We start from the raw sequence: 23,412 nt of genomic DNA, 5'->3' as shown, positions 1-23,412 counted from the left end.
TATCCCGTGTGAATCTTCCCCTTCACTGGAGTAGCCACCTATGCGTCAGTCTCAGGTCCGTTTCATCACCGCGTGTCAGCAGTTGCTGGCGTTGGGCGTGGTGCTGGCCGTGCTCACCCCCGCCGCCAGCATCGTGTCGCTGGACGTGGTGGGTCAGCACCCCAGCCAGGCCGGCCAGGCCGGCTCCACGGCGTACCTCTCGTCCGCTCGGGCGAAGGTGCCGACGAAGGCGGTCGAGCCCGAGGTCACCGACTACGCGCTGGGGCCATCAGCCGCGGCCAAGGACGCGTCGGGCATCCGGAAGCAGGCGGTGGCCGTGCACGAGGTGGTCAGCGAGCCGGCCCCGGTGGTCGGCTACGGCGCCGTCGGCGTCACCTGGGACCCGAGCGAGAAGATCGGTGCCGACGAGATCGCGGTGACGGTGCGCACGCGCACCGGTGACGACTGGTCCGACTGGATGACCGTCCCGTACGACGACGACCACGACCCCGACCCGACCAGCCCCGAGGCGCGTAACGACCGCCCGGGCACCGACGCCGTGCTGGTCGGCGACGTCGACCAGGTGCAGGTCAAGGCAGTCACCGACGCCGACGCGAGCCCGCTGCCGGACGACCTCCAGCTTTCGGTCGTCGACCCCGGCAAGGAGACCGCCACCGCCGAGGAGGAGCCCGAGCTCGAGACCGGTCCCGCCGGGCTCTCGACCGCGCCGGCGAAGGCCCAGACCGCCGCGCGGTCCGAGACCGACGGCCAGGACGGCATCGCCCTTCAGGCCGCCGCGACCACCGCGGTCATGCCGACGATCTACTCGCGTGCCCAGTGGGGCGCCGACGAGAAGATGCGCGACGCCGGGTCGCTGCGCTACGGCACCATCAGTGCCGGCTTCGTGCACCACACGGTCAACGCCAACGACTACACCGCCGACCAGGTGCCCGCGCTCATCCGCAGCATCTACGCCTACCACGTGCAGTCCCGTGGCTGGAGCGACATCGGCTACAACTACCTCGTCGACCGCTTCGGCCGGATCTGGGAGGGCCGGTACGGCGGCATCGACAAGGCCGTCGTCGGCGCCCACACCCTGGGCTACAACGACTACTCGTTCGCTATGTCGGCCATCGGCAACTTCGAGACCGTACAGCCGCCCGAGGAGATGATCCAGGCGTACGGCGCGCTGTTCGCGTGGAAGCTCGGCCTGGCCGGCGTCAACCCGGCCTCGACCTCGCAGCAGGTCGGCAGCAAGGTCTTCCAGGCCATCAACGGCCATCGGGACGCCGGCAGCACCGCCTGCCCGGGCAAGTACCTCTATGCCCAGATCCCGCGGATCCGTCAGTTGGCCGCCAGCGCGCAGTCGGGGTGGGCCTCGAAGTCCCTGCAGTCGAACCTCGCCGGCTCGCCGCACCCGGACCTGATCGTGCGCCGGGCCAGCGACAAGCGCGGCTTCGTGATCCCGACGGGCGGGTTGTCGGCATTCGCCAAGCCGGTCACGATCGGCGCGCGTGGCTGGAAGGCCAAGAAGCAGGTGCTGGTGTCCGGCGACCTCACCGGTGACGGCCACGCCGACCTGGTGATGACCTCACGCAAGGGGGTCGCCAACATCAAGCCAGGCAACGGGGCCGGCAAGTTCGGCGCGGTGAGCCGGAGCGTGAAGGCGATGAAGGGCCACAACCTGGTCACGTCCGTGGGCGACATCAACCGTGACGGCCGCAACGACCTGATCGCGAAGATCAAGGGCGGCGCCCGTGTCGACGCGTTCCTCGGCACCCGCAAGGGCGGCCTCAAGCTCGCCAGGACCGACAGCAAGTGGGGCCGATTCGTCGACCTCACCTCAGCGGGCGACGTCACGGGCGACGGCAAGCCCGACGTGCTCGGACGCGACAAGGGGGGTCAGCTCTGGCTGCGCGCCGGCCTCGGGGCGGCGACGTTCGACAAGCCCCACAAGGTCGTCGGCAACTGGGCGCCGTACAACCAGGTCATCGGTGGCAGCGACTACACCGCAGACGGTCGTCCGGATCTGGTCGGCCGGATGAAGAACGGCAAGGTCTACCTGCTCGCAGGTCGTGGAGACGGCACGTTCGCAGCGCCTGTGGGGGCGCTACGCAACCTCTCCGGGCTGCGCGACCTGGGCGGCGCGGGGCAGATCTCGGGCGACCCGGCACCCGACCTGATCGGCCGCAAGGGCGACCAGCTGCTCGTAGTGCCCAACGCCGGCACCTTCGACCTCGGCAACCCGATCGACACCGGCGCCGACCTCTCGGCCTCCGACGTGCTTCTCAACGTCGGCGACTGGGACCGCGACGGCTTCGGCGACGTGATCACCCGCCAGACCGACGGCACCATGCAGCTGCGGCGCGGTGACGGCCAGGGCCACCTTGCTGCGCCGACCCAGGTCGGCACCGGCTACGGCCCGGTCACGGGGCTCATGGCCGTCGGTGACGTGACGGGTGACGGGCTCCCCGACCTCGCCGGTGTCGTGAACGGTGTCACGAACCTCTGGGCCGGCACCGGGGGGGCGCTGGCGCGCGGCCAGACGGGGGGACCGGTGAGTGCGCGGACCGCGCTCAAGTTCGACTTCACGCCCTACGACTGGGTGATCGGCATCAGCGACATCAAGGCCAACGGCCACGCCGACCTGCTCGCGCGCGAGCTGGCCACCGGCTACCTCTACGTGCTCTATGCGACCGACACCGGGGTCACCGGCCGCCGGTTCCTCGGTGAGGGAATGGGGAGCTACGACCTGGCCGGGTGACCGGCGCGGGACAGGTTTCACGCGCGGGTGGTCGCCCGCTCCTCGACGTACAACAGGTCGAGACGAGCGGAGTCGGCCCGGGCCACGAGGACCACGGAGCCGCCCCTTGCGAGCGGCTCGGTGAAGGCAGCGACATCTGGTGGGGAAGCCGGGTTCGCTGTCGTGAGAAGACGGCCGCCGTCGGTGAGAGAACTCCCGACGGCGGCCGTCCCACGCGTCGGGGCGAACAGCTCGGCCTGGGTGAGTACGTCGGTCGCGCGGTCGTCGGGCCCGGGCGGGTCCCACGCCGTGAACGCGTCGGGCTGGCCCCAGATCTCGGCACCGACGTCGTGCACTCCCGGTGGCACGCCCTCGGCAAACCGCCCACCCAGTGGCAGCAGGCTGCACGCCAGCACCGGCAGGTCGTCGGCGCGGTCGGCCCAGTCGGCGAGCGTCTCGGGTCCGCAGATGACCGCATCCGGGGCGTCGTCGGTGGTGACGACCAGCCCGATCGTCCAGGCCGCGCCCAGGAACACCGGCCCGAGCCAGTGCGTGGGCAGGTCTATGCGCAGCGACTGGCCGCGCTCGAGGTCGCACTCCTCCACGAGCAGGCCGGCCGCCTTTGCCACCCAGTTGGCGTACGTCGTCACCGACAGCTCGATGCGCTCGCCGGGCGTCTCGCCGTAGAACGTCACGAGGGGGCGGCCGGCGTCGCGGGCCAGCTGGTCGCGGAGCACGGTGCTGAAGGTGGTCACCGAGTCAGCCTAGGAGGACGACGGGTCTCGTACGCTCGCTGGCGCTCGCCACTCGACCTCCGAAATCGCTGCGCTCGCTACTCGACCTCCGAAATCGCTACTCTCGCGCCCATGACCTCCAGCCAGGACACCGCGCTCGACCACTTCTGGGCGGTGATCCCCGCAGGCGGTGCCGGCACCCGGTTGTGGCCGCTCTCGCGGCGCGCGTCCCCGAAGTTCCTCCACGACCTCACCGGCAGCGGGCGCACCCTGATCCAGGGCACGGCCGACCGGCTCGTGCCGCTGGTCGCCGACCGGGTGCTGGTCGTGACGGGCGCGGCCCACCGCGACGCCGTACTCGCCCAGCTGCCGGGGCTCTCGCCCGCAGACGTCGTCGCCGAACCCTCGGCCCGCGACTCGATGGCCGCGATCGGGCTGGCCGCCGCGCTGTTGGAGCATCGAGATCCCGAGGCGGTGATGGGCTCGTTCGCCGCCGACCACGTGATCGGCGACGCGGAGGCCTTCCGGTCGGTGGTGGCCGAGGCGGCCGAGGTTGCGCGCGACGACTGGCTCGTCACGGTCGGCATCACGCCGACCCGGCCGGCGACCGGCTTCGGCTACATCCGGCTGGGCGAGGCGATCACCGGGAGTGCGTGCCGCGTCACCGAGTTCGTCGAGAAGCCGCCGCGCGAAGTCGCCACGGGGTGCGTCGCCGAGGGGATGCTCTGGAACGCCGGCATGTTCGTCTGCCGGCCCTCGGTGATGCTCGACCTGCTGGCAGAGTCCGATCCGGGGTTCGCCGCGGCGTTGCGCGGCATCGCCGCCGACCCGGCAACCCTCATCGAGGTGTGGCCGCGGCTGCCGAAGATCGCCGTCGACCATGCCGTCGCCGAGCCCGCCGCGGCGGCCGGACGAGTCGCGGTCGTGCCGGGTGCGTTCGGCTGGGACGACGTGGGTGACTTCGCGTCCCTGCTCGACATCGTGGGCGCCGGCGACGACGTCACCGTGCTCGGTGACCGGAGCCTGGTGCGCACCGTGGATGCCTCAGGGCTCGTCGTGCCGGCTGGCGGACGGATCGTGGCGGTGGTGGGCCTCGACGACGTGGTCGTCGTCGACACGGGCGACGCCCTGCTCGTGACGACGCGCGAGCGGGCGCAGGACGTGAAACGCATCGTGGCCGCCCTCGAGGAGGACGGCCACGGCGAGCTGACCTGAGATCGAACAGGTCAGCGGGAGATCAGAGGACGCTCGGCTCGGGGGAGTCGAGGTAGGGGTAGTCGAGCATGAACTTCTCGAGTGCCGCGCCGCTGGGAGCCGAGCAGTACTGGAAGATGCCCTTCTGCTTGGCCGGGTCGGTCTCGCCCTCACCACCGGCGGACCAGTGGGTGAAGGCGATGTGGGCGTCGTCGGGGAACGCGTCGCCGTCGGCCTTGGTCCACGGCACGGCCTTGAACTTGTCACGCAGGTTGGTGTCGCTGGTGAACTTCGAGGCGATGCCGCGGATCTCGTCCATCTCCTTGGCGTCCTTGGCGGCGGTGTCGTCGTACCAGAGGATCGTGTAGCCGTGCTCGAGGTTGTGCACGAGCATGCCCAGCTCGGGACGATCGGAGGTGTAGAGCTTCTTCTCGATCGAGTCCCACACGTTGTAGTGCTGGCCGAAGGCCGGCGGTGAGTCCTGGAAGGCGAGCGGGGTGCCGGGCTCGACGTGGTCCTGGTTGCCCTCGGCCGTCTTCTTCACGACCTTCTGGCAGGCGTCGGCCGCGGGGCCGATGTCCGCCAGGTTCTTGTCGTTGAACGCGCGGAGGTCGAACCAGTCCTTGACCGGCTTGTACGCCGCGGCGCCGATGATCAGCAGGCCGACGAGCACCGCCACGCCCAGGATCATGCCCCCGCGACGCCGCTCAGCGCTCTTCTGCTTGTTGCGGATCTCGTCGATGACAGCCTGACGGCTGGTCTTGTCCTGCTTCGCCACGTGAAGGTCCTCGGTCGTCTGGGTCGGTTCGCGGGCAGAGTCTACGTAGTGACGGGTGACACCAGCACGGCGATGCCGGAAGTCGTGTCGTCGAGCGCGTCGACCTGCCACCCGAATGCGAAGCAGGTGGCCGCGACGGCGGTGCCGACCGTGCGGTCGGCGCCGGCCACCCGTGCACGGGCGCCTTCTTCGGAGACCTCGCTCACGCCGGGCAGCTGCGCCAGCGCGGCCGCGAGGTCGTCGAGGGTGGCCGGCGTCCCGAACGGGGCGCGGTCGTCCGGCTGCCCGGCCAGGGCACGGACGACGGCCTCGCGGGCGCCGTACCCGAACATGTCGGTGGCGTCGTCGCGCACCAGCGCCTGCGCCCCCGGGCCGTGCTCGCCGGCGGGCAGCACCAGGTCGGCCCGCCCGCGGAGTACGGCGACCGGCCGGCCGTGCAGCTTGCCCTGGACCAGCTCGGCGGCGCCCGCGATCTCGTCGGCCACCGCCGGCATGGTGACCGCCAGCTCGTTGCCGTGGCCGTCGAACCGGCCGACGAAGTCCTCGAGCGGGGTCAGCCCGGCGACGCCGATCGCCATGTCGGTCTGCCCTTCGCGCCAGGCCCGGCCGGCGGTGTCGGTGACGACGACGCCGACGTTGACGCCGGTGAGGTCGAGCAGCCGCTCGCGCAGCGCTCGTGCGGAGGCATCGGGATCCACGGGCAGGAGTACGACGGTCCCGGTGGCCACGTTGGACGCGTCGACCCCGGCAGCGGCCATCGTCAGGCCGTGGTGGGTGCGCACGATCAGCACCGGACCTCGCCTGGCCACGATGCGGGCGGTCTCCCCGGCAACCGCGTCGTCGCGGTCTCCGGGGCGCACCCGGCCCTCGGCCTTGGCGACGACCTTGCTGGTCACCGCCACCACGTCGCCGTCGTGCAGGTCGGCGCGGTCGGCCACCAGCCGGGCGAGGTCGTCGCCGGCGGTGATCTCGGGCAGGTCGTCGGGCGCGAAGACCTCGAGCCGGGCGGTCACGAGACCAGGGCGACGGCGGCTGCCGCCATCTCGGCGGTCGCTTCGGGCGAGGTCATCATCAACGGCACTGCGACGGCCTTGATGCCGGCCGCCGCGAGGGCCGGGAGGTGGCTCGCGTCGCGCTCGTCGACCAGCCAGCCGTCGAGCACCCCGCCGGCGCTGCGCGCGCCGTAGTGGAGGCCGACCCCGCCGGCCGACACCTCGACCCCGATGCTGTCGAGCAGCTGGTGGGCCATGCCGCGGACATGGGTGTCGCCGACGATGGGGGACAGGCCGACCACGGGCGCGCTCGTCGCCACCAGGGCTTCGCGGATGCCGGGCACACCGAGGATGGTGCCGACCGAGACGACCGGGTTGGACGGCGGCAGGATCACCAGGTCGGCGCCGGTGATGGCCTCGACGACACCGGGCGCGGGCTTCGACTCGTCGAGCCCCACGACCACGACGGCCTCGGCCGGCACCTGGGCGCGGAGGCGCACCCAGTACTCCTGGAAGTGCACGACCTTGCGACCGCTGGGTGACTCGGCGTCGGCGATCGCGATGTGCGTCTCGACCCGGTCGTCGGTCATCGGCAGCAGGCGCACCCCGGGCTGCCAGCGTTGGCACAGCGCTTCGGTGACCTCCGAGAGCGAGTAGCCCGCCTCGAGCATCTGCGTGCGCACGAGGTGGGTGGCGATGTCGCGGTCGCCGAGCCCGAACCACGTCTTGTCGACGCCGTACGCCGCGAGCTCGTCCTTGATGCTCCATGTCTCGTCGCGTCGGCCCCACCCGCGTTCGGTGTCGAGCCCGTCGCCGAGGGTGTACATCACCGTGTCGAGATCTGGGCACACCTTGAGCCCGTGGATCCACAGGTCGTCGGCGGTGTTGGACACCACCGTGACGGTCGCGTCCTGGTCGACCTGTGACAGGCTGCCGGAGCTGAGGGCGTGGCGCAGGCCGCGGAGGAACGTGGCTCCGCCGAAGCCGCCGGAGAGCACGGTGATGTTCTGCATGCGGATACTGTGCCGGACCACCCGATCCGACTACGCACCCCCTAGTCACTGTGGGCCAGAACGCATAGCAGATCTGGGCTTGACTTCCGGGTACGACAGGCATGTAATTCCCATAGTGTTCTTCCACCAGGGGGCTGGCACTGCCAGGCGGTCCGCGAGGGCCATCTGGGACACGTAGGGTCGAAAGGGCGAAGGCCGATGCGAGAACTGTTTCTCCTTGATTCCGACGCCGACGAGATGGGTTGGCAGGACCGCGCACTGTGCGCGCAGACCGATCCGGAGGCGTTCTTTCCCGAGAAGGGCGGATCCACGCGAGAGGCCAAGAAGGTCTGCCTCACGTGCGACGTCCGCGATGACTGTCTTGAGTCCGCACTGATGAACGACGAGCGCTTCGGCATCTGGGGCGGGCTCTCCGAGCGAGAGCGCCGCAAGCTGAAGAAGCGCGCAGTCTGAGCTCGACCCGACCACGACGGGGTGGGCCGATCGGCTGTCTTCTGAGCTGATTCGGACCTCACGTGGGTGGTCGTTAGGCTGCCCCGGTGATCGTCACCGCAGTTCTCGTCAGCCATGACGGGGCCCGCTGGCTGCCGGCGGTCATCGAGGGCCTCAGCGCTCAGACGAGTGCCGTCGACCGCGTCGTCGCGATCGACACCGGCAGCAAGGACACCAGCCCCAGCCTGTTGACCGAGGCGTTCGGCGCCGAGGCCGTGCACGTCGTCACCGGCGCCACCACCTGGCCGCAAGCCGTCGACCTCGCCCTCGAGCAGGCCCCGCCGCTCGATGGCGACGAGTGGGTGTGGCTGCTCCACGACGACGCGAACCCCGAACCCGGTGCCCTCGCCGCCCTGCTGGCCGTGGCCGCCGACCGTCCCGACGCCGCGATCCTCGGCCCGAAGCTGCGCGAGTGGCCCACGCTGCGCCGGCTGCTCGAGCTCGGCGTCACCATCTCCGCCACCGGCCGGCGCGAGACAGGTCTCGAGACCGGCGAGTACGACCAGGGCCAGCACGACGAGGTGCGCGAGGCGCTCGCGGTCAACACCGCAGGCATGCTCGTGCGCCGTCGTACTCTCGAAGAGCTCGGCGGCTTCGACGCCGACCTGCCGATCTTCGGCAACGACATCGACTTCGGCTGGCGGGCGGCCCAGGCCGGGCACGCCACGGTCGTGGTGCCGCAGGCCGTCGTGTTCCACGCGGAGGCCGCCCACCGTGGCGTTCGTCGTACGCCGCTCACGGGCCGGCACACGCACTACCAGGAACGTCGCGCCGCCCTGTTCACGCTGCTGGCCAATGCTCCGTCGCGGCGGCTGCCGTGGCAGATCGTCCGGCTGTTCTTCGGCACCCTGCTGCGGGTGCTCGGCTTCCTGTCGGTCCGCTCCGTCGGAGAGGCCCTCGACGAGCTGGCCGCAATGGTCTCGATCTACTCCCGGCCGCGACACCTGCTCGCCGCGCGGCGGTGGCGGGCCGCCCGTCGTACGGGCGAGGCGGCAGACGTCCGGTCCCTGCTCGCGCCGGTGTGGGTGCCATACCGGCACGGTCTCGACTTCCTCAGCGACCTCGCGAGCGCAGTCACCAGCCAGGCGCAGGACGTCGCCGAACGACGACGCGCGGCCAAGCTCGTCGAGTCGGGTGCGGGGGCTGAAGCCCGTCCCGAGGGCCGGCACGCGGTGTCGCACCGCAGCCACACAGACGACGAGGACGACGAGCTGCTGGCCGACACCGGCTTCGTGGCCCGCTTCTTCACCAACCCGGTTGCGCTCACCCTGACCCTGGTGGTCGTGCTCGCCCTGGTCTCGGCCCGGGTGGCCTTCGGCTCCGTGGTGGGCGGCGGACTGGCGCCCGTGCCCGAGACGGTCTCGGACTGGTGGCGGCTGCACGTCGAGGCCTGGCACCCGCTCGGCACCGGCACCGGCGTGCCGGCCCCGGCGTACCTCCTGCCGTTCGCGTTCGTCGGCCCCCTCATCGGCGGTCCGGGCCAGGTGGTCTCGGCGCTGATGCTGCTGGCCGTGCCGTTCGCGCTGTGGGGGGCGTGGCGGCTGCTCAAGGTCGTAGGCCACCTCGTCGACGCGCGCGGCGTGCCGCGCTGGCTGCTGGTCTGGGGCTCGGTGACCTACGCACTCGTGCCCGCGACATCCGGCGCCTGGGGCGAAGGTCGCTTCGGCACCGTCGCCGTGACCGCGCTGCTGCCCTGGCTGTCGCACGCGGCCCTCGGCTTCGCCGACCCCGAGCCCGACCGCCGGTGGCGCGCAGCCTGGCGCACCGGCCTCCTGCTGGCACTCGCGACGGCGTTCGTGCCGGAGGTGTGGCTCTTCGCCGTCCTGGCCGCCGTGATCGTGGTCGCGGCCGGCTTCGCGATCGCGCCGCGCCTGCTGCGCGACCGCTCTGCCTGGGGTCCTCCGGCCGCCGCACTCGGCGTCGTGCCGGTGCTGCTCGCGCCCTGGCTGCTGCCTCTGATCACCACCGGTTCGGCCGCCGGGCTGCTGCTCGAGGCCGGCCGGCTGCCGGTGGCCGGCGTCGACCAGCTCGACCTGCTCACCGGCCGGATGGGCGACCTCGGCGCGCCCTGGTGGCTGGGCGCCGTCATCGGCCTGCTCGCCGTGCTCGCGCTCGTGCCGCGCGCCACCCGGGTGCCGGTGCTGGTCTGCTGGGTCGTCGCCCTGGCCGCTGCCCTGGTCGCTGCTGCGCTCGGCTTCGTCACGCTCCAGCTTCCCGCGACCACGACCTCGCCCAGCCTGGGCTTCCTGGTCGTCGTACTCCAGGGGCTGGCGGTGGTCGCGACGGTGCTCGGCGCCGAGGCCTGGCTGCGCCGCCTCCAGGACCACCACCCGCTCTGGCAGCGTGCGCTGGCCACGACGCTCGCGGTCGTCGCCGCCATTGTGCCGCTGGGCGGTCTGGTCTGGTGGCTGACCGACTCGCCCCACGACCTCGACCGTGCCCCCGACGCCGTCGTGCCCGCCTACATGGAGCAGAGTTCCCGCACCGGCGCCGAGCACGGCGTGCTGGTCGTGCGCGGCAGTGTCGACGACGGCCTGACCTATCGCGTACGACGCGGCGACGGCGTCACCATGGGCGAGGACGAGATCCTCGCGCTGGCCGACGAGGACGCCGCGTTCTCCGCCGAGATCACCGAGCTCGTCTCCCGGCCGACCTCCGACTCGGTGGCCTCGCTCGCCGCCGCCGGCATCGAGTACGTCGTCATGCCGGCGCCCGCAGACGGCCGGGTCGCCTCCGGGCTCGATGCGACGACGGGGCTCGTGCAGGCCAGCGCCGAGGACCGGGAGACCCGGGCCTGGAAGGTCGATCGACCGCTCGACCCCGACGCGGTCGCCGGGCCCGCCTCGGCGCTACGCGTCGTACTCCTGATCTTGCAGGCGATCGCCATCACCGTCGTCTCCGTGCTGGCCGGCCCGACCGTGCGGAGGCGGGAGTCGTGAACACCGACGACAGGGCAGCCGGTCCCGGCCGCCGCGCCGCCACCTCGACCTCGCGCCGACCCACGCCGACCGCGGTGCTCGGTATGCTCGTGCCGCTGCTGACCGTCGGCGCGCTGGTGCTCGTGCAGCCCGACACCGTGCCCGACCTCACCCGTGACCCCGCGAGCACCTCACTGACGCGGACCACGATCGTCTGCCCGTCGGCCGTGCCCGATGCAGAGACGGTCGCGGTCGCCAACGCCGATCCGGAGGTTGCCGGTCAGCTCGAGCTCGACGACGACGGCGAGGTCCTCGACATCGGGGCCGGGGAGGTCCCCGACACCGATTCCGATGCCCCGCTGGTGATTCGCGGCGCGGACGACCTGGCTCCCGGGCTCCTGGCCGGCCGCACCGGGCCCGCGGCGGCGACCGCCTGTGTCAGCCCCCAGCCGGAGGCGTGGTTCACCAGCGTCGGCGCTGGTGCCGAGCACCGCTCGGTGCTCGAGCTGGTCAACCCCGACGGTGGCCCGGCGGTCGCCGACATCACGGTGATGGGGCCCGACGGCCTGCTTGACGTGCCGGCCCTGCGCGGCGTGACCGTGCGCGGCCATCGCACCGAGCGCCTCGACCTGGCCGACGTGGTGCCCTCGCGCGACGACCTCAGCCTGCACGTGCAGGTCACCCGCGGCCGGCTCGCGTCGTCCGTGCTCGACACGGTCGAGGACCTCGGCACGGACGAGGTCGCCCGCGAGTGGCTGGCGAGTCAGGCGGAGCCCGCCTCTACGTCGTACCTCCTCGGGCTCGGCGCGGGCAAGGGTGACCGCGTCCTCGCGGTCGCCAACCCCAGCGACGACGAGGTGCGGGTGGAGATCCGGCTGGTCGCCGCGCGCAGCGAGTTCGCACCAGCCGGCATCGAGGAGCTCACCGTCGCCCCCGGTGCCACGGCCACCGTCGACCTCTCGAAGGTGCTCGCCAGCAAGGCTGCCCGCGACGCTCTTGGCGTCCGCATCGACGCCACCGGCCAGGTCACCTCGACCATCCGCACCCTGGTCGACGGCGACGTCACCCACGCGGTCGCCGGCCTGCAGCTCACCGACCGCTCGGCAGCAGTCGTGCCCACCGGAACCAAGCGCATCGTGCTGGCAGGCATCACCCGGGTGGGCGAGGCCACCGTCGTCATGCGCACGTCGTCCGGCAAGCTCCTCGAGCCCGAGGTCGTCGACCTCGACGTCGGCGCGGCAGCCCGGATCCGTCTTCCAGCGAAGGCCACGTACGTCGAGGTGCAGCTCGCGCGCACCACTGCCGTGGGCAACATCGAGCTCGGATCGCGCGGACTGGCGGTCCTGCCCCTCGAGCCGCTGGTGCTCAGCGGCCAGATCGCCGACGTCCGGCCAGCACTGCAGTGAAGCAGTCGCACATTCCAAGTGCGTTGTCGCAGGGCGACCTGGTCGCACTGATCTCACCGGCCAGCTGGTCATCGGAGGAGTGGATCGCGACCAGCACAGCTGCCGCGGGCGTGCTCACGCTCGCGGCCGCCCTGCAATGAGCGCTCAGCCGGCGTAGCGCGGGTCGACGTCCTCCGCGTCGAGCCCCAGCAGCTCGGCGATCTGCTCGACGACCACCGTCAGCACCAGCGCCTGCAGGTCGTCACGGGTCTCGCAACGGTGCTCGATAGGCCGGCGGAACAGCACCAGTCGGGTCGCCTGACCGCCCTGCCCTCGGATCAGCGACGACAGCGGCACCGTCTCGGCCGACCAGTCGTCGGGCACGAGCGGGGTGTCCTCGACGGCGTACTCCACGATCCCGAGCTGCTGGTGCCACCGGTCGTCGATCTCGGTGACCAGGTCGAGCACGAGCGCGTCGAAGCGCTCGCGAGCGGAACGCAGCGCGGGCGTGCCGAGGCGGCTCGGCATGATGCCGGGGCCGCGCATGCCGCGGCCGCGACGGTCCCGGGTGCGTCGTACGGGTCGCTCCTCGACGCTGCTCTCATCCACGCCGCGAGCCTAGACCGGCACCGCCACCCTGCGGGGTAGCCTGCCCGTGTGAGCCTTGCCCGACGCTGTTCGCGCACCGCCTGTGGCCGTGCCGCGGTGTGCACGTTGACCTACGTGTACGCCGACCAGACGGCTGTCCTGGGGCCGCTCGCGACGTACGCCGAGCCGCACGCCTACGACCTGTGCGAGCGGCACAGCGAGCGCCTTTCGGCACCCCGTGGCTGGGAGGTCATGCGCCTAGCGCCCGACACCTCGTCGCGCGGTCCGAGCGGCGACGACCTGCTCGCGCTGGCCGACGCCGTCCGCGAGGCCGCCCGCCCGCCCGAGCCGGCGCCGGCGATCCACCCCGCCGACAACCCCCAGCACGGCACCAAGCGCGGCCACCTCCGCGTGCTCTCATCAGACTGACCACTAGGCTGCGGGGCATGGCCTCCGGCACCCTGGACGCCGCCAACCTCGACGCCATCTTCAAGGCGTACGACGTCCGCGGCACCGTCCCCGACCAGCTCGACGAGGCCCTCGCCCGCGCCACCGGGGCGGCCTTCGTAGCCGTGACCGGCGCCCGCGAGGTGGTGGTCGGCCACGACATGCGGCCGAGCTCGCCGGGCATGGCCGGTGCGTTCGCCGACGGCGCCACGTCGGCAGGCGCCGACGTCGTGCTCATCGGCCAGGCGTCGACCGACCAGCTCTATTTTGCGTCGGGCCACCTCGACCGGGCAGGCGTGATGTTCACCGCCAGCCACAACCCGGCCCAGTACAACGGCATGAAGATGTGCCGCGCCGGCGCCGTGCCCATCGGACTCGACACCGGGCTGGCCGAGATCCGCGACCTGGTGGCGGCCGGCACGACCCCGGAGGCGCCGATCACCGGTTCGATCTCCCACCACGACGTGCTCGCGGCGTACGCCGCCTACCTGCTGTCCCTGGCGCCTGTCGCGGGCCGCAAGCTCAAGGTGGTCGTCGACGCCGGCAACGGCATGGCCGGTCTCACCGCGCCGGTGGTCTTCGAGCGGATGGGCGCCGACCAGGTCGAGCTGGTGTCGATGTACTTCGAGCTCGACGGCACGTTCCCCAACCACGAGGCCAACCCGATCGAGGCGGCCAACATCGTCGACCTGCAGGCCCGCGTCCTGAAGGAGGGCGCCGACATCGGGCTCGCCTTCGACGGGGACGCGGACCGCTGCTTCCTCGTCGACGAACACGGGCAGGGAGTCTCGCCGTCCGCACTGACTGCGCTGATCGCCGCCCGAGAGCTGGCCAAGGAGCCGGGCAGCACGATCATCCACAACCTCATCACCTCCCGCGCTGTGCCCGAGATCGTCATCGAGCTGGGCGGCAAGCCGGTGCGCACCCGCGTCGGCCACTCCTTCATCAAGGCGACGATGGCCGAGACCGGCGCCATCTTCGGCGGCGAGCACAGCGGCCACTTCTACTTCCGCGACTTCTGGCGAGCCGACTCCGGCATGCTCGCGGCCCTGCACGCGCTGGCGGCGCTGGCCGAGACCGATCGGCCGCTGTCGCAGCTGCTCGCGCAGTACGCCCGCTATCCGTCGAGCGGCGAGATCAACTCCACGGTGGGCGACCAGGCCGGGGTGCTCGCCGAGCTCGAGTCGGACTATGCCGGCCTCGACGGCGTCACCATCGACGACCTCGACGGCTACACGGTGACCCACGACGACTGGTGGTTCAACGTGCGTGCCTCCAACACCGAACCACTGCTGCGCCTCAACGCCGAGGGCAAGGACGAGGCCACGATGGCCAGGGTCCGCGACGACGTACTGACCACCATCAGGAGTGAACGATGAATCTCGACCCGAAGCTGCTCGACATCATCCGCTGCCCGGGCTGCCGGGAGACCCTGTCTCCGGAGGGCGAGGAGCTCGTCTGCTCCGGCTGCGGCAACGCCTACCCCGTCCGCGACGACATCCCGGTGTTGTTGCTCGACGAGGCTCGCAAGCCGGCCTGATGGCGACCTGGTTCGACGAGTCCAGGCTGGACGACGAGGCCACCCTCGCCGCGGCCGACGGTGCCCTGCGCCCGCTGGCCGAGGCGGGAGCCCGGGTACGCCGAGAGGCGCACGAGGCCCAGGAGGCAACCCGTGAGGCGCTGAGCCGGAGCCGCGACCTGTCTCGCCCGCGCGCGGTGATCGCCGCCGGCCCCGACTCGCGGCTGCTCCGCGCCGTACTCGAGCCGTGGTGCCCGGTGCCGTTCGTGGCCTGGCCCGGACCCGCCCTGCCCGGCTGGGCCGGCAGCCTCGACCTGGTCGTGATGCTCGCCCCCGTGGGCTCCGACGCCGCCTCCGCGGCCGCCGTCGCCGAGGCCGTACGCCGTGGCTGCCAGGTCGTCGTCGCGTGCCCGCCGACGTCGCTGGTCGCCGAGCACGCGCTGGGACGCGACGTCACCATCTTGCCGACCGTGACGGGCGACCAACTCGCCATCGCGGTGGTGATGCTGGAGTTCCTGGAGCAGATCCACCTCGGTCCGCGCGCCGACGCCGAGGTGGTCGCCACCGCCCTCGAGGCCGTCGCGATCTCGTGCTCCCCGCACCGCGACCTCGCGGTCAACCCCGCCAAGATGCTGGCGATCGCGCTGGCCGACACCAACCCGATCGTCTGGGGCGGATCCGTGCTGGCTGCCCGTGCCGCCCGACGCGTCGCCGAGTCCATCCGACGGGCCAGCGGCCGGTCGGCCATCGCCGGCGACATGGAGCACCTGCTCCCCGTGCTCGAGGCGACCCAGCAGCACGACGTCTTCGCCGACCCGTTTGCCGACGGACCCCGAGGCGACCTGCGCCCGCTCCTGCTCGTGCTCGACGACGGTGCCGAGGAAGCCGTGGTTCGCGAGGAGCGCGGCCGGCTGCTGGCTGGCGCCGCCTCACGCGGCGTACGCGTCGAGACCGTCAGCACCGATGCCGACACCGAGCTCGCCCGCTACGCCTCACTGCTGCTCAGCGGCACCTACGCCGCGCAGTACCTCCGCATCGGGCTCGTCGAGGACTGAGCCGACGCGCCCGCGTTTGTGTCTACGACTTGGGCCTGCAACGGTGGAGGAGTCCTGACCGCCACGGAAGGAGAGCACATGCTCACCCTCACCGAGAACGCCAGCACGATCGTCCGCGAGATCACCACCACGGCCAGCGAGGCCGAGGATGCCGGACTCCGGATCGCCACCGAAGACTCGCCCGAGCCCTCGTTCGCCATCAGCGCCGTACAGGTGCCTGAGCCCGGCGACGCGAAGGTCGAGCAGGACGGTGCGACCGTCTACCTCGATCCCACCTCGGCCCAGCAGCTCGACGAGATGGTGCTCGACGCCAGCCTGGAACCGAACGGCGGGGTGCAGTTCGCGCTCGGCCAGCAGGTCTGACGCAGCACAGTCTCAGCGCACGACCAACGCCGAGGGCGGCCGGGAGCGATCCCGGCCGCCCTCGCTCTGTTCACCCACGCCGTTAGGCTGAGCCGCGTGATGACGCACAGCTCCCGGGCCACGGCATGAGTGCCGGACTCTTCGCACTCCTCGACGACGTTGCCGTGCTGGCGCGCCTCGCCGCTGCGTCGATCGACGACGTCGGTGCCGCCGCAGGCCGGGCGAGCGTGAAGGCCGCCGGCGTCGTTGTCGACGACACAGCAGTCACCCCGCAGTACGTCCACGGCGTCGCCGCCGAGCGTGAGCTGCCGATCATCAAGAAGATCGCCATCGGCTCGCTGCGCAACAAGCTGCTGTTCATCCTGCCCGCGGCCCTCCTGCTCAGCCAGTTCGTGCCGCGGCTGCTCACCCCGATCCTGATGCTCGGCGGCACCTACCTCTGCTACGAGGGCGCCGAGAAGATCTGGGAGAAGCTCAGCGGCCACGAGGAGCACCAGGAGCTCGCCAGCGAGATCAGCCCCGAGGCCGAGCAGTCAATGGTGACCGGGGCGATCCGTACCGACTTCATCCTCTCGGCGGAGATCATGGTGATCTCGCTCAACGAGGTCGCCGACGAGTCGTTCCTGCCACGGGCGATCATCCTGACCCTGGTCGCCATCGGCATCACGATCCTCGTCTACGGCGTGGTCGGCCTGATCGTGAAGATGGACGACATCGGCGTCAGCCTCAGCGAGCGCAAGTCCGCAGCGGCCCAGAAGATCGGCCACGGCCTGGTCAGGGGCATGCCCGGCCTGCTCAACGTCATCTCGATCGTCGGCACCGCCGCGATGCTGTGGGTCGGTGGGCACATTCTGCTCGTCGGCACCGACGACCTCGGCTGGCACGGCCTGTACGACATCGTGCACCACCTCGAGGAGGGCGCCCACGACGCGCTGCCCGCCATCGGCGCGGTCGTCGGCTGGCTGACCAACACGGCACTGTCAGCTGTCATCGGGCTAGTCGTCGGCGCGGTGGTAGTCGCGGTCATGCACTTCCTCCCGTTCGGGCCCGGTCACGGCAAGGAGGACGCCGACGTCGAGGCCGACAGCAACAGCGACGCTGAATCCGAAAACCACCCGTCAGCGCCGCCGTCGGCGGAGTGACCTCGGCCCGTCCGACAGCCAGGGCAAGGTCCCAGTTCCATCACTGCACCGGTGGAGTGGGTCACGTCCTGACCCTGCGCCACGCGTCATCGGCCAGCTCGGCAGCGTCAACCAGCTGCTGTTCGCTGGCAGGGCGGCGTCGAGGCACCGGTGCGGCGTGCTGCGTGCCATGGTCAAGGAAGCCCTGCACCCCGACAACGCCCGCAAGGCGTTGGCGAAGATGTGCACGCTGCCGCTGCTGGCCGGTGAGACCTACCCCGTAGGTATTGGCGACGGTTGAGCGGGGGAGTGCGCATCACCCCCCGTTGGTGTCGGGTAAAGCCTGGGAGTTATGACGCCCCCGCGGCGAGCAGTTCGGCGAAGGTGATGGCGGTGTCGTCTTCGTAGCGGGGGCCGATGATCTGTATCCCGATCGGCAATCCGCCTGCGGTGGTTCGGATCGGGGCCGAGACGGCGGGGAGTCCGGGTAGTGAGGCGTGTGCGGTCCAGAACGATTGGTCGGTGTAGGGGCGGGGCCCTGAGGTGGTCGCGACCCTGCGCTGCTCGAAGGGCCGGTCGTCGTGTGGGATCGCGGTGGTGAAGTTCACCGGGCACAGGAACACATCGACGTCGCGGTGGTAGGCCTGCCAGGCCGCACGAATCGACATCCGGCGATGCTCGTGTTCGATGAACTCGCCGAAGTCGATATCGGTCGGTCCAGGCTGGGCGTAGGCGAGGAACACATTCAGCAGGAACCCGAACGTCTCGAACACCTCATCTGCCTGCACGCCGTGTGGCCAGCCCGGCACGATCTGCGCGCCTGTTCTTGCGAGCGCGTCGATAGTGTCTGACAGCGCGGCACCGACCTCGTCGGTGACCGGAACTCGCGGGTCATCCGTGACCACACCCACTCGATAGTCCGCTACTCGACTGTGCCGGGCGGCGGGCAGTGACCACGAGTAGCCGGTGGATGTCTCCGGTCCGGCCGTGACGCGCAGCGCGGTCCGCAGATCCTGCGCGGTGCGGGCCATCGGCCCCAAACACGAGAGCTAGGACATTTCGTTCGGTGGCGTCGGCGCCCCCGGTGGCTGGGACCCGCTCAGCGGGACGATCCCGGAACTCGGCTTCAAGCCGTAGATACCGTAGTTTGCCGCCGGTATCCGGATCGAGCCTGCGAGGTCGGATCCGAAGTCCAGGTAGGTCATGCCGGCAGCCAGCGCGGCGGCCGCGCCGCCACTGGATCCACTCGGTGCCCGGTCGAGATCGTGCGGGTTGCGGGTTGTGCCGTAGAGCGGGTTGGTGGTCTGGGCGAAGTCGGCCAGCATGAACGCGACGTTGCTCTTGCCGACCAGCACCGCACCCGCGTCCCGGAGTCGCGTCACCACCGTGGCATCCCAATCTGAAACGTGGTCTGCCCAGTCGGGGTTGCCCCAGGTGGTGTGCATGCCCGCGACGTTCAGCGCCTCCTTGACCGTGATCGGTACGCCGTGCAGCGGGCCGACGGTTGCGCCAGTCGCGAGGGCGGCATCGGCCTCATCCGCCTCGCTGAGCACGTCCTGGCTGCGTAGCTCGGCGAGCGCGTTCACCGACGGGTTCACCTCCTCGATCCGCTTCAGCGCGGCGGCGAGTTCCCGGGAGGACACCTCGCCACGGGCGATCGCTGCCGCTGCCTCGGTCGCCGACCAGTTGCTCGTCATCACATGCCTCGCTCGCAACTTAACCGTCCAGACGGTACAGTAGCGGCATGACTTCGAAACGAGAAGCGATACTCGACGCGTATCGAGACGAGATCGCCGAGCATGGCATCAGCACCGTCACCCTGGAATCCGTGGCCGCGCGGGCAGGGGTCTCCAAAGGCGGACTGCTCTACCACTTCCCGTCCAAACAAGCACTGACCGACGCTCTCGCGCAACGGCTGCGCGACTACACCGACGCCAATCTCGCCCTCGCTGACACACGTGGCACGGCCCGCGCGTTCCTGCAAACCTCACGGCCGGCAACCGCCGAAGCCCAGCACTACTGGGCCGTCATCACCGCGGTCCAATCCGACACCGCGGCCGTGTCCGAGCACACTAGACAGATCGTGCATGACGTGTTCGCCGACTGGTCGGTTCGACTGAAAGCAGACATCAGCGACCCGGTACTGGCCGACATCATCCGACTCGTCGGCGACGGCCTCTACCTCGCCGCCGTCACCGGGCTGCCCGCGCTCCCAGCCCGACGGGCCAACCGCGTGATCAACCACCTGATCGCCGCCGCGGAGACCAGCGACCACTGAACCTCACCCGTCTGAGGGAGGGGGCGAGTTGTCGATCGGCCACGCCTCGTGCGCCCTGCACTACGTGCCCCCTCTCCTTCGCGCTCTGATTCGGCGGCCTTGGGCGAACCTGCTCACGTCCCGGTCGCGGATCGGCTGCCGGCTAACGGCGTTTGATGGGTCGATTGATCTACACGTGCCCCGAGACCGGGCGTAGTCCCTCGCACCCGACCGCCGTTCCCCGCACAGGCCATTCGAGAGCGCCTGCGTGCCGCGCACAGTGGCACTGCGTGCGGCTTGCTGAACCCCTTTGACGCCCCGCCGCCAAGCGTTGGAGGCGGCGGGGCGCCCTCTCGGGTGGAGAGAGGCAAATAACGATGGCAGCGGGCACGCGTGCCGGGGAAGGGGCTTGGGCTCGAAGCCACGAGTATCACCGCGACCTCGTAACAGTCGACCTCCTGACGCTCGCCTCTGGTAACGGTGCTCAGGCCACCTCAACCTGAAAAGACTTCAGAAGTAGTCGAGCGCGGTGGCGGGGCGGACGCGTCGGATCGCGGGATCGTTTGAGCCGGTGGTCACGGTCCGTACCGAGGTACTGGCGGCTGCGAGACGATGCACTGCTTCGGTCAGCACTCCTGCTGGCGCGCGCGCATAGCTGGCGATCAGGCTGTGCGGTGCGGGCAGTGAGCCGTACATTGCACGGGTGCCCTGGACGGCGAGGCCTCTGTCCGCTGCGGCTGCACATACCCGTTCCTCGTCCACGCCGGCCGGAAGGCGGAGCATGACGTGCAGTCCGCCGCCCCGACCAGACATCTCCCAGTCAGGCAGCTCTTCGGCCAGAGCGGTGACGAGGGCGTCGCGTCGCTCCATGTATCGGCGCCGGGTACGACGGATGTGTCGGTCATAGGCGCCGTTGGCCAGCAGCCGGGCCAGCACGTGCTGGCTGAGCACGGGGCTGCCGAAGTCGTCGTCGCGCTTGGCCGCCAGCAGCATCTCGTGCAGCACCAGTGGCGCGACCACCCACCCGAGCCGCAGGCCGGGGGCGAGGGACTTGCTCGCCGAACCGACCAGCGCCACATGTTGTGGGTCGAGCCCCTGTAGGCAGCCGATCGGGCCACGGTCGAAGCGGAACTCGGGGGCGTGGTCGTCCTCGAGGATGACACCGTCGACGCGTTGAGCCCACCTGATGAGTTCACTGCGTCGGGCAGGGGACAGCGTGACCCCGCTCGGATACTGGTGGGAAGGTGTGACGAGCACCGCGCGGCACGCGGTCCTCTCCAGCTCGGTCACGACGAGCCCTTCGTCGTCGACCGGTATATCTAGGATGTTTGAGATGTGACGACCGAGTACGCGTCGCTGACTCGCGTTGCTGGGCGACTCGACCGCGAGGATCGTGTGCCCGGTCTCGGCGAGCATCCGGACCAGCAGGGTCAGTCCCTGGGTGGCGCCGGTGACGATGACGAGGTGGTCAGGCTCCACCATCGCCGCGCGGACCCGTTTCAAATAGTCCGCGAGCTCCTCTCTGAGGGCCATCGCGCCCCATGGAGCGACGTACCCCAGCTCCTCGTCGGGCAGCGAGCGCAGCACGTCGCGGGTTGCAGCCAGCCACACGGCACGAGGGAACGAGGCCAGGTCGGGCAGCCCAGGGCGCAGATCGATGTCGTACGGCGGTGCCTCGACGCGGCCGGCTGGGGCCGAGACCGACGGACGCGAGGGGGGTCGGGCGACGTCTCTCACCACGGTGCCCGAGCCGGCGCGGCCGACGAGGAACCCCTCCGCGACCAACTGTGCATAGGCGTCGACGACCACTCCCCGCGAAACCCCGAGGTCGCCGGCGAGCGCGCGAGACGACGGAACCGTCGAACCAGCAGGCAGCAGTCCAGCGCGGATTGACTGCTTCATCGCTTCGCTCAACTGCTGCCGCAGCGTCCGCCCCGGCTGGTCGCTCAACGACCCAGGAAGCCACGACGCCCGCCGCCGTCCCGATCGCTCAGCCAACTGGTCCTACTTTCTCGCCCGGAACAGGACCTGTCGTCAGGACCTAGGAGCACTAGCGTAATTCCAAGGGCGAACACCGGAACCCGACATTCGAAGGAGCTCTCGCATGACTCACATGCATACGTCCCGGCGCTGGGCGATGGGGGCCGTGGCGCTCGCCGCGTCGGCGACGGCACTCGGGCTCGGGCTCGGGCTGTCCAACCCTTCGACGGCGACGTCGTCGGCTGGCACCGCCGGCCAGTCCACCGGGCTCCTGCCCAAGAGCAAGATCATCCTCGAGAGCACTGTGGAGGTGAACCTCACCCATCACAGCGCCACCTTGCCGCTACACAAGGGACGCTTCCACGGCGAGACCGTCTGGTACGTCATCACCGAAGCCTCCGATGAGGGCGCAGCGCGCAACCTGAACGTCAACTTCGCGCCGAAGCTCGCCAACGTGGGAATCGGCTGCCCGGTCTGCGTGCAGGATGTATCGCTCACGACGCCACCGGGCAACAAGTTCGGCGAGGCGGTGGCGCAGTTCCAGGGTGCGCCCGACTTCAGCCCCACCCGGGTCCTCAAGGCCGGCCCGAACGCGTTTCCGCCGGCAGTGGCAAAGCCGGGCGGCGTGGCTAGCCGCCGCTACAGCCCGTTCATCAAGTTCCGCGGCTCGACCACCGTCTACAACACCCCGATCGTCGCCACGGGGAACGGCCCCTTCGACGTGGTGCATCATTCCGACACGGCGGATCGGGTCCTCAAGATCAACCCTGCGAAGAAGGCGGGTCCGGGTCAGTTCTTCGCACCTTCGGTCGAGCTGCTGATCATCAACGGCTTCGACTCGGGCCAGCCCATCCTCTACATCAGCACGGAGTCATCCGACGCGATCACCGCCACCCTCGAGCGTGCCACGTTCGTTCCATCGCTGGGCAAGACGCCGTTCAGCGGTGGCGACGACTTCGCAGGCTCGGTCCGCGAACGCATCTTCCCCTTCGTCAACGGTCAGACCGGAGCCGACAACCCACAGGCCCAAGGACTGGCCCATCTCATCCTCGACGGGCACGCCGACGAGGACGCCGACCTCGGCAACACCGCCTTCATCCAGTCCCAGCGCAACGGCGGTGACTCCCTCAACGTCCAAGGGGACTTCCCGACCCTGACCGATCCACACCGCAAGTTTGCCTACAGCCCCCTGTGGGAGGCGCAGCTCTCCCAGTGGACGGACAAGGCAGTCAGTCTCGGGCTCAACACCCGCCAGACAGACGAGTTCGAGATCCTCAACCTCGCCGCCAGCCGTCCCGACCTGCTGACCGGACCCGAGGGCGTCCCGTTCGGCTCCACGAACGTGCTGATCAATTGCCCCGTGATCGCATTCACCGACCAGATGCCCACCGAAGACCTGGTCGAGCCCATAGCCGGAGCCCAGGTCGAGACCGACCGATCCTTCGTGCGCTGACCGTGGGCGACCTGGAGTCAGAGCAAGCCGCATACGGGTTCCCCGCTGCACTGTGGCGTGCCCTCGAACGGCATCGGCCACCGGGCATGGGAGATAGGCATGCGTGGCGGAGCCCCGTTGCGGGGACCCTGGCTCACGTCTGTGTTCGGCGCGACGCTTCTGTGGTCGGTAGTGCCCAAGCTGTTCGACTGGCCACCGGCGGTGGGGTGGGGGTGGCTACTAGGAGCGGGCATGATGTGACTGTTCGGCCCGAGCTGCTGCACCTGCGGCCCGCGGGAGCACCGGACCGCGTCGCCCTGGACCCCGGCGGCCAGCTTTGTCGTCTTGGCATGGGGGACCGACGATGGGTCGATCCCCCCGACACGTCGCGGTTCGCGCTCCTCGGGCGCGGACCAGATCCG

Annotated in this window: 21 protein-coding genes and 1 pseudogene; 14 read left to right on the top strand and 8 right to left on the bottom strand. The window is 70.5% G+C overall.

The window, feature by feature from the left end:
- The first annotated feature begins 40 nt into the window (after nucleotides 1–40).
- Complete coding sequence (locus H4Q84_RS08145; RefSeq protein WP_248582886.1) at nucleotides 41–2,743, top strand: FG-GAP-like repeat-containing protein; 2,703 nt, start codon at nucleotides 41–43, stop codon at nucleotides 2,741–2,743.
- Nucleotides 2,744–2,760: 17 nt separating this feature from the next.
- On the opposite strand, the gene H4Q84_RS08140 is transcribed toward H4Q84_RS08145, so the two are convergent.
- Entirely contained in the window at nucleotides 2,761–3,477 is a 717-nt protein-coding gene (locus tag H4Q84_RS08140) for a TIGR03089 family protein (protein ID WP_248582885.1), read from the bottom strand.
- A 111-nt stretch (nucleotides 3,478–3,588) separates the two neighbouring features.
- On the opposite strand from H4Q84_RS08140, the gene H4Q84_RS08135 reads away from it, so the two are divergent.
- Nucleotides 3,589–4,671, top strand: a complete 1,083-nt coding sequence (locus tag H4Q84_RS08135) for a sugar phosphate nucleotidyltransferase (RefSeq protein ID WP_248582884.1) — start codon at nucleotides 3,589–3,591, stop codon at nucleotides 4,669–4,671.
- Between the two features lie 22 nt (nucleotides 4,672–4,693).
- Here H4Q84_RS08135 and H4Q84_RS08130 read toward each other — a convergent pair whose 3' ends face one another.
- The 3 genes from H4Q84_RS08130 to cofD are packed head-to-tail and all read right to left on the bottom strand — an operon-like array spanning nucleotide 4,694 to nucleotide 7,433.
- A complete protein-coding gene (locus H4Q84_RS08130) occupies nucleotides 4,694–5,428 on the bottom strand; it encodes a DUF3105 domain-containing protein (RefSeq protein ID WP_248582883.1) in 735 nt (244 codons plus the stop codon).
- A gap of 41 nt (nucleotides 5,429–5,469) precedes the next feature.
- A complete protein-coding gene (gene cofE / locus H4Q84_RS08125; protein WP_248582882.1) occupies nucleotides 5,470–6,441 on the bottom strand; it encodes a coenzyme F420-0:L-glutamate ligase in 972 nt (323 codons plus the stop codon).
- Nucleotides 6,438–7,433, bottom strand: a complete 996-nt coding sequence (cofD, locus tag H4Q84_RS08120) for a 2-phospho-L-lactate transferase (protein ID WP_248582881.1) — start codon at nucleotides 7,431–7,433, stop codon at nucleotides 6,438–6,440. The genes cofE and cofD overlap by 4 nt, the downstream gene beginning before the upstream one ends.
- Before the next feature lie 198 nt (nucleotides 7,434–7,631).
- On the opposite strand from cofD, the gene H4Q84_RS08115 reads away from it, so the two are divergent.
- The 3 genes from H4Q84_RS08115 to H4Q84_RS08105 all read left to right on the top strand — a co-directional run bounded on the left by H4Q84_RS08115 (nucleotide 7,632) and on the right by H4Q84_RS08105 (nucleotide 12,249).
- Entirely contained in the window at nucleotides 7,632–7,886 is a 255-nt protein-coding gene (locus tag H4Q84_RS08115; RefSeq protein ID WP_248582880.1) for a WhiB family transcriptional regulator, read from the top strand.
- A gap of 86 nt (nucleotides 7,887–7,972) precedes the next feature.
- A complete protein-coding gene (locus tag H4Q84_RS08110; protein ID WP_248582879.1) occupies nucleotides 7,973–10,864 on the top strand; it encodes a glycosyltransferase family 2 protein in 2,892 nt (963 codons plus the stop codon).
- Nucleotides 10,861–12,249: a DUF5719 family protein gene (locus H4Q84_RS08105; protein WP_248582878.1), complete on the top strand. Its 1,389-nt coding sequence runs from the start codon at nucleotides 10,861–10,863 to the stop codon at nucleotides 12,247–12,249. The genes H4Q84_RS08110 and H4Q84_RS08105 overlap by 4 nt, the downstream gene beginning before the upstream one ends.
- A 144-nt stretch (nucleotides 12,250–12,393) precedes the next feature.
- Here H4Q84_RS08105 and H4Q84_RS08100 read toward each other — a convergent pair whose 3' ends face one another.
- On the bottom strand, nucleotides 12,394–12,837 hold the full coding sequence (locus H4Q84_RS08100) for a metallopeptidase family protein (RefSeq protein ID WP_248582877.1): 444 nt from the start codon (nucleotides 12,835–12,837) through the stop codon (nucleotides 12,394–12,396).
- 48 nt (nucleotides 12,838–12,885) lie between these two features.
- On the opposite strand from H4Q84_RS08100, the gene H4Q84_RS08095 reads away from it, so the two are divergent.
- The 7 genes from H4Q84_RS08095 (at nucleotide 12,886) to H4Q84_RS23135 (ending at nucleotide 17,622) form a co-directional block, all read left to right on the top strand.
- Nucleotides 12,886–13,245 (top strand): DUF3499 domain-containing protein, encoded by a 360-nt coding sequence (locus H4Q84_RS08095; RefSeq protein ID WP_248582876.1) that lies wholly within the window; start codon nucleotides 12,886–12,888, stop codon nucleotides 13,243–13,245.
- Between the two features lie 17 nt (nucleotides 13,246–13,262).
- A complete protein-coding gene (locus tag H4Q84_RS08090) occupies nucleotides 13,263–14,642 on the top strand; it encodes a phosphomannomutase/phosphoglucomutase (protein ID WP_248582875.1) in 1,380 nt (459 codons plus the stop codon).
- Entirely contained in the window at nucleotides 14,639–14,803 is a 165-nt protein-coding gene (locus H4Q84_RS08085) for a Trm112 family protein (protein WP_248582874.1), read from the top strand. Before H4Q84_RS08090 ends, H4Q84_RS08085 begins: the two co-directional genes overlap by 4 nt.
- Nucleotides 14,803–15,837 (top strand): SIS domain-containing protein, encoded by a 1,035-nt coding sequence (locus H4Q84_RS08080; protein WP_248582873.1) that lies wholly within the window; start codon nucleotides 14,803–14,805, stop codon nucleotides 15,835–15,837. The genes H4Q84_RS08085 and H4Q84_RS08080 overlap by 1 nt, the downstream gene beginning before the upstream one ends.
- Nucleotides 15,838–15,915: 78 nt before the next feature.
- Entirely contained in the window at nucleotides 15,916–16,200 is a 285-nt protein-coding gene (locus H4Q84_RS08075) for an iron-sulfur cluster biosynthesis family protein (protein WP_248582872.1), read from the top strand.
- 125 nt (nucleotides 16,201–16,325) lie between these two features.
- A complete protein-coding gene (locus tag H4Q84_RS08070) occupies nucleotides 16,326–17,342 on the top strand; it encodes a DUF808 domain-containing protein (RefSeq protein ID WP_248582871.1) in 1,017 nt (338 codons plus the stop codon).
- 157 nt (nucleotides 17,343–17,499) lie between these two features.
- Nucleotides 17,500–17,622, top strand: coding sequence for a hypothetical protein (locus H4Q84_RS23135; RefSeq protein ID WP_282580324.1), 123 nt, complete (start codon nucleotides 17,500–17,502; stop codon nucleotides 17,620–17,622).
- 49 nt (nucleotides 17,623–17,671) lie between these two features.
- On the opposite strand, the gene H4Q84_RS08065 is transcribed toward H4Q84_RS23135, so the two are convergent.
- The gene (locus H4Q84_RS08065) at nucleotides 17,672–18,064 is read right to left on the bottom strand and encodes an amidase family protein (RefSeq protein ID WP_282580346.1); all 393 of its coding nucleotides are present in this window, start codon (nucleotides 18,062–18,064) and stop codon (nucleotides 17,672–17,674) included.
- Nucleotides 18,065–18,136: 72 nt separating this feature from the next.
- Nucleotides 18,137–19,018: pseudogene (locus H4Q84_RS08060) on the bottom strand (amidase family protein); the annotation flags it as partial.
- A gap of 47 nt (nucleotides 19,019–19,065) precedes the next feature.
- On the opposite strand from H4Q84_RS08060, the gene H4Q84_RS08055 reads away from it, so the two are divergent.
- Entirely contained in the window at nucleotides 19,066–19,599 is a 534-nt protein-coding gene (locus tag H4Q84_RS08055; protein WP_248582870.1) for a TetR family transcriptional regulator, read from the top strand.
- 489 nt (nucleotides 19,600–20,088) lie between these two features.
- Here the strand turns inward: H4Q84_RS08055 and H4Q84_RS08050 are convergent, their stop codons facing one another.
- Nucleotides 20,089–21,492, bottom strand: coding sequence for a PLP-dependent aminotransferase family protein (locus tag H4Q84_RS08050; RefSeq protein WP_282580345.1), 1,404 nt, complete (start codon nucleotides 21,490–21,492; stop codon nucleotides 20,089–20,091).
- Between the two features lie 190 nt (nucleotides 21,493–21,682).
- On the opposite strand from H4Q84_RS08050, the gene H4Q84_RS08045 reads away from it, so the two are divergent.
- Complete coding sequence (locus tag H4Q84_RS08045) at nucleotides 21,683–23,011, top strand: hypothetical protein (RefSeq protein WP_248582868.1); 1,329 nt, start codon at nucleotides 21,683–21,685, stop codon at nucleotides 23,009–23,011.
- Nucleotides 23,012–23,412 lie beyond the last annotated feature (401 nt).

It is taken from the genome of Nocardioides sp. InS609-2 (assembly GCF_023208195.1).
In the GTDB taxonomy this organism is placed as follows: Bacteria; Actinomycetota; Actinomycetes; order Propionibacteriales; family Nocardioidaceae; genus Nocardioides.
Note: the sequence above shows the minus strand (reverse complement) of the source record. Positions and strands in the feature narration are given on the sequence as shown.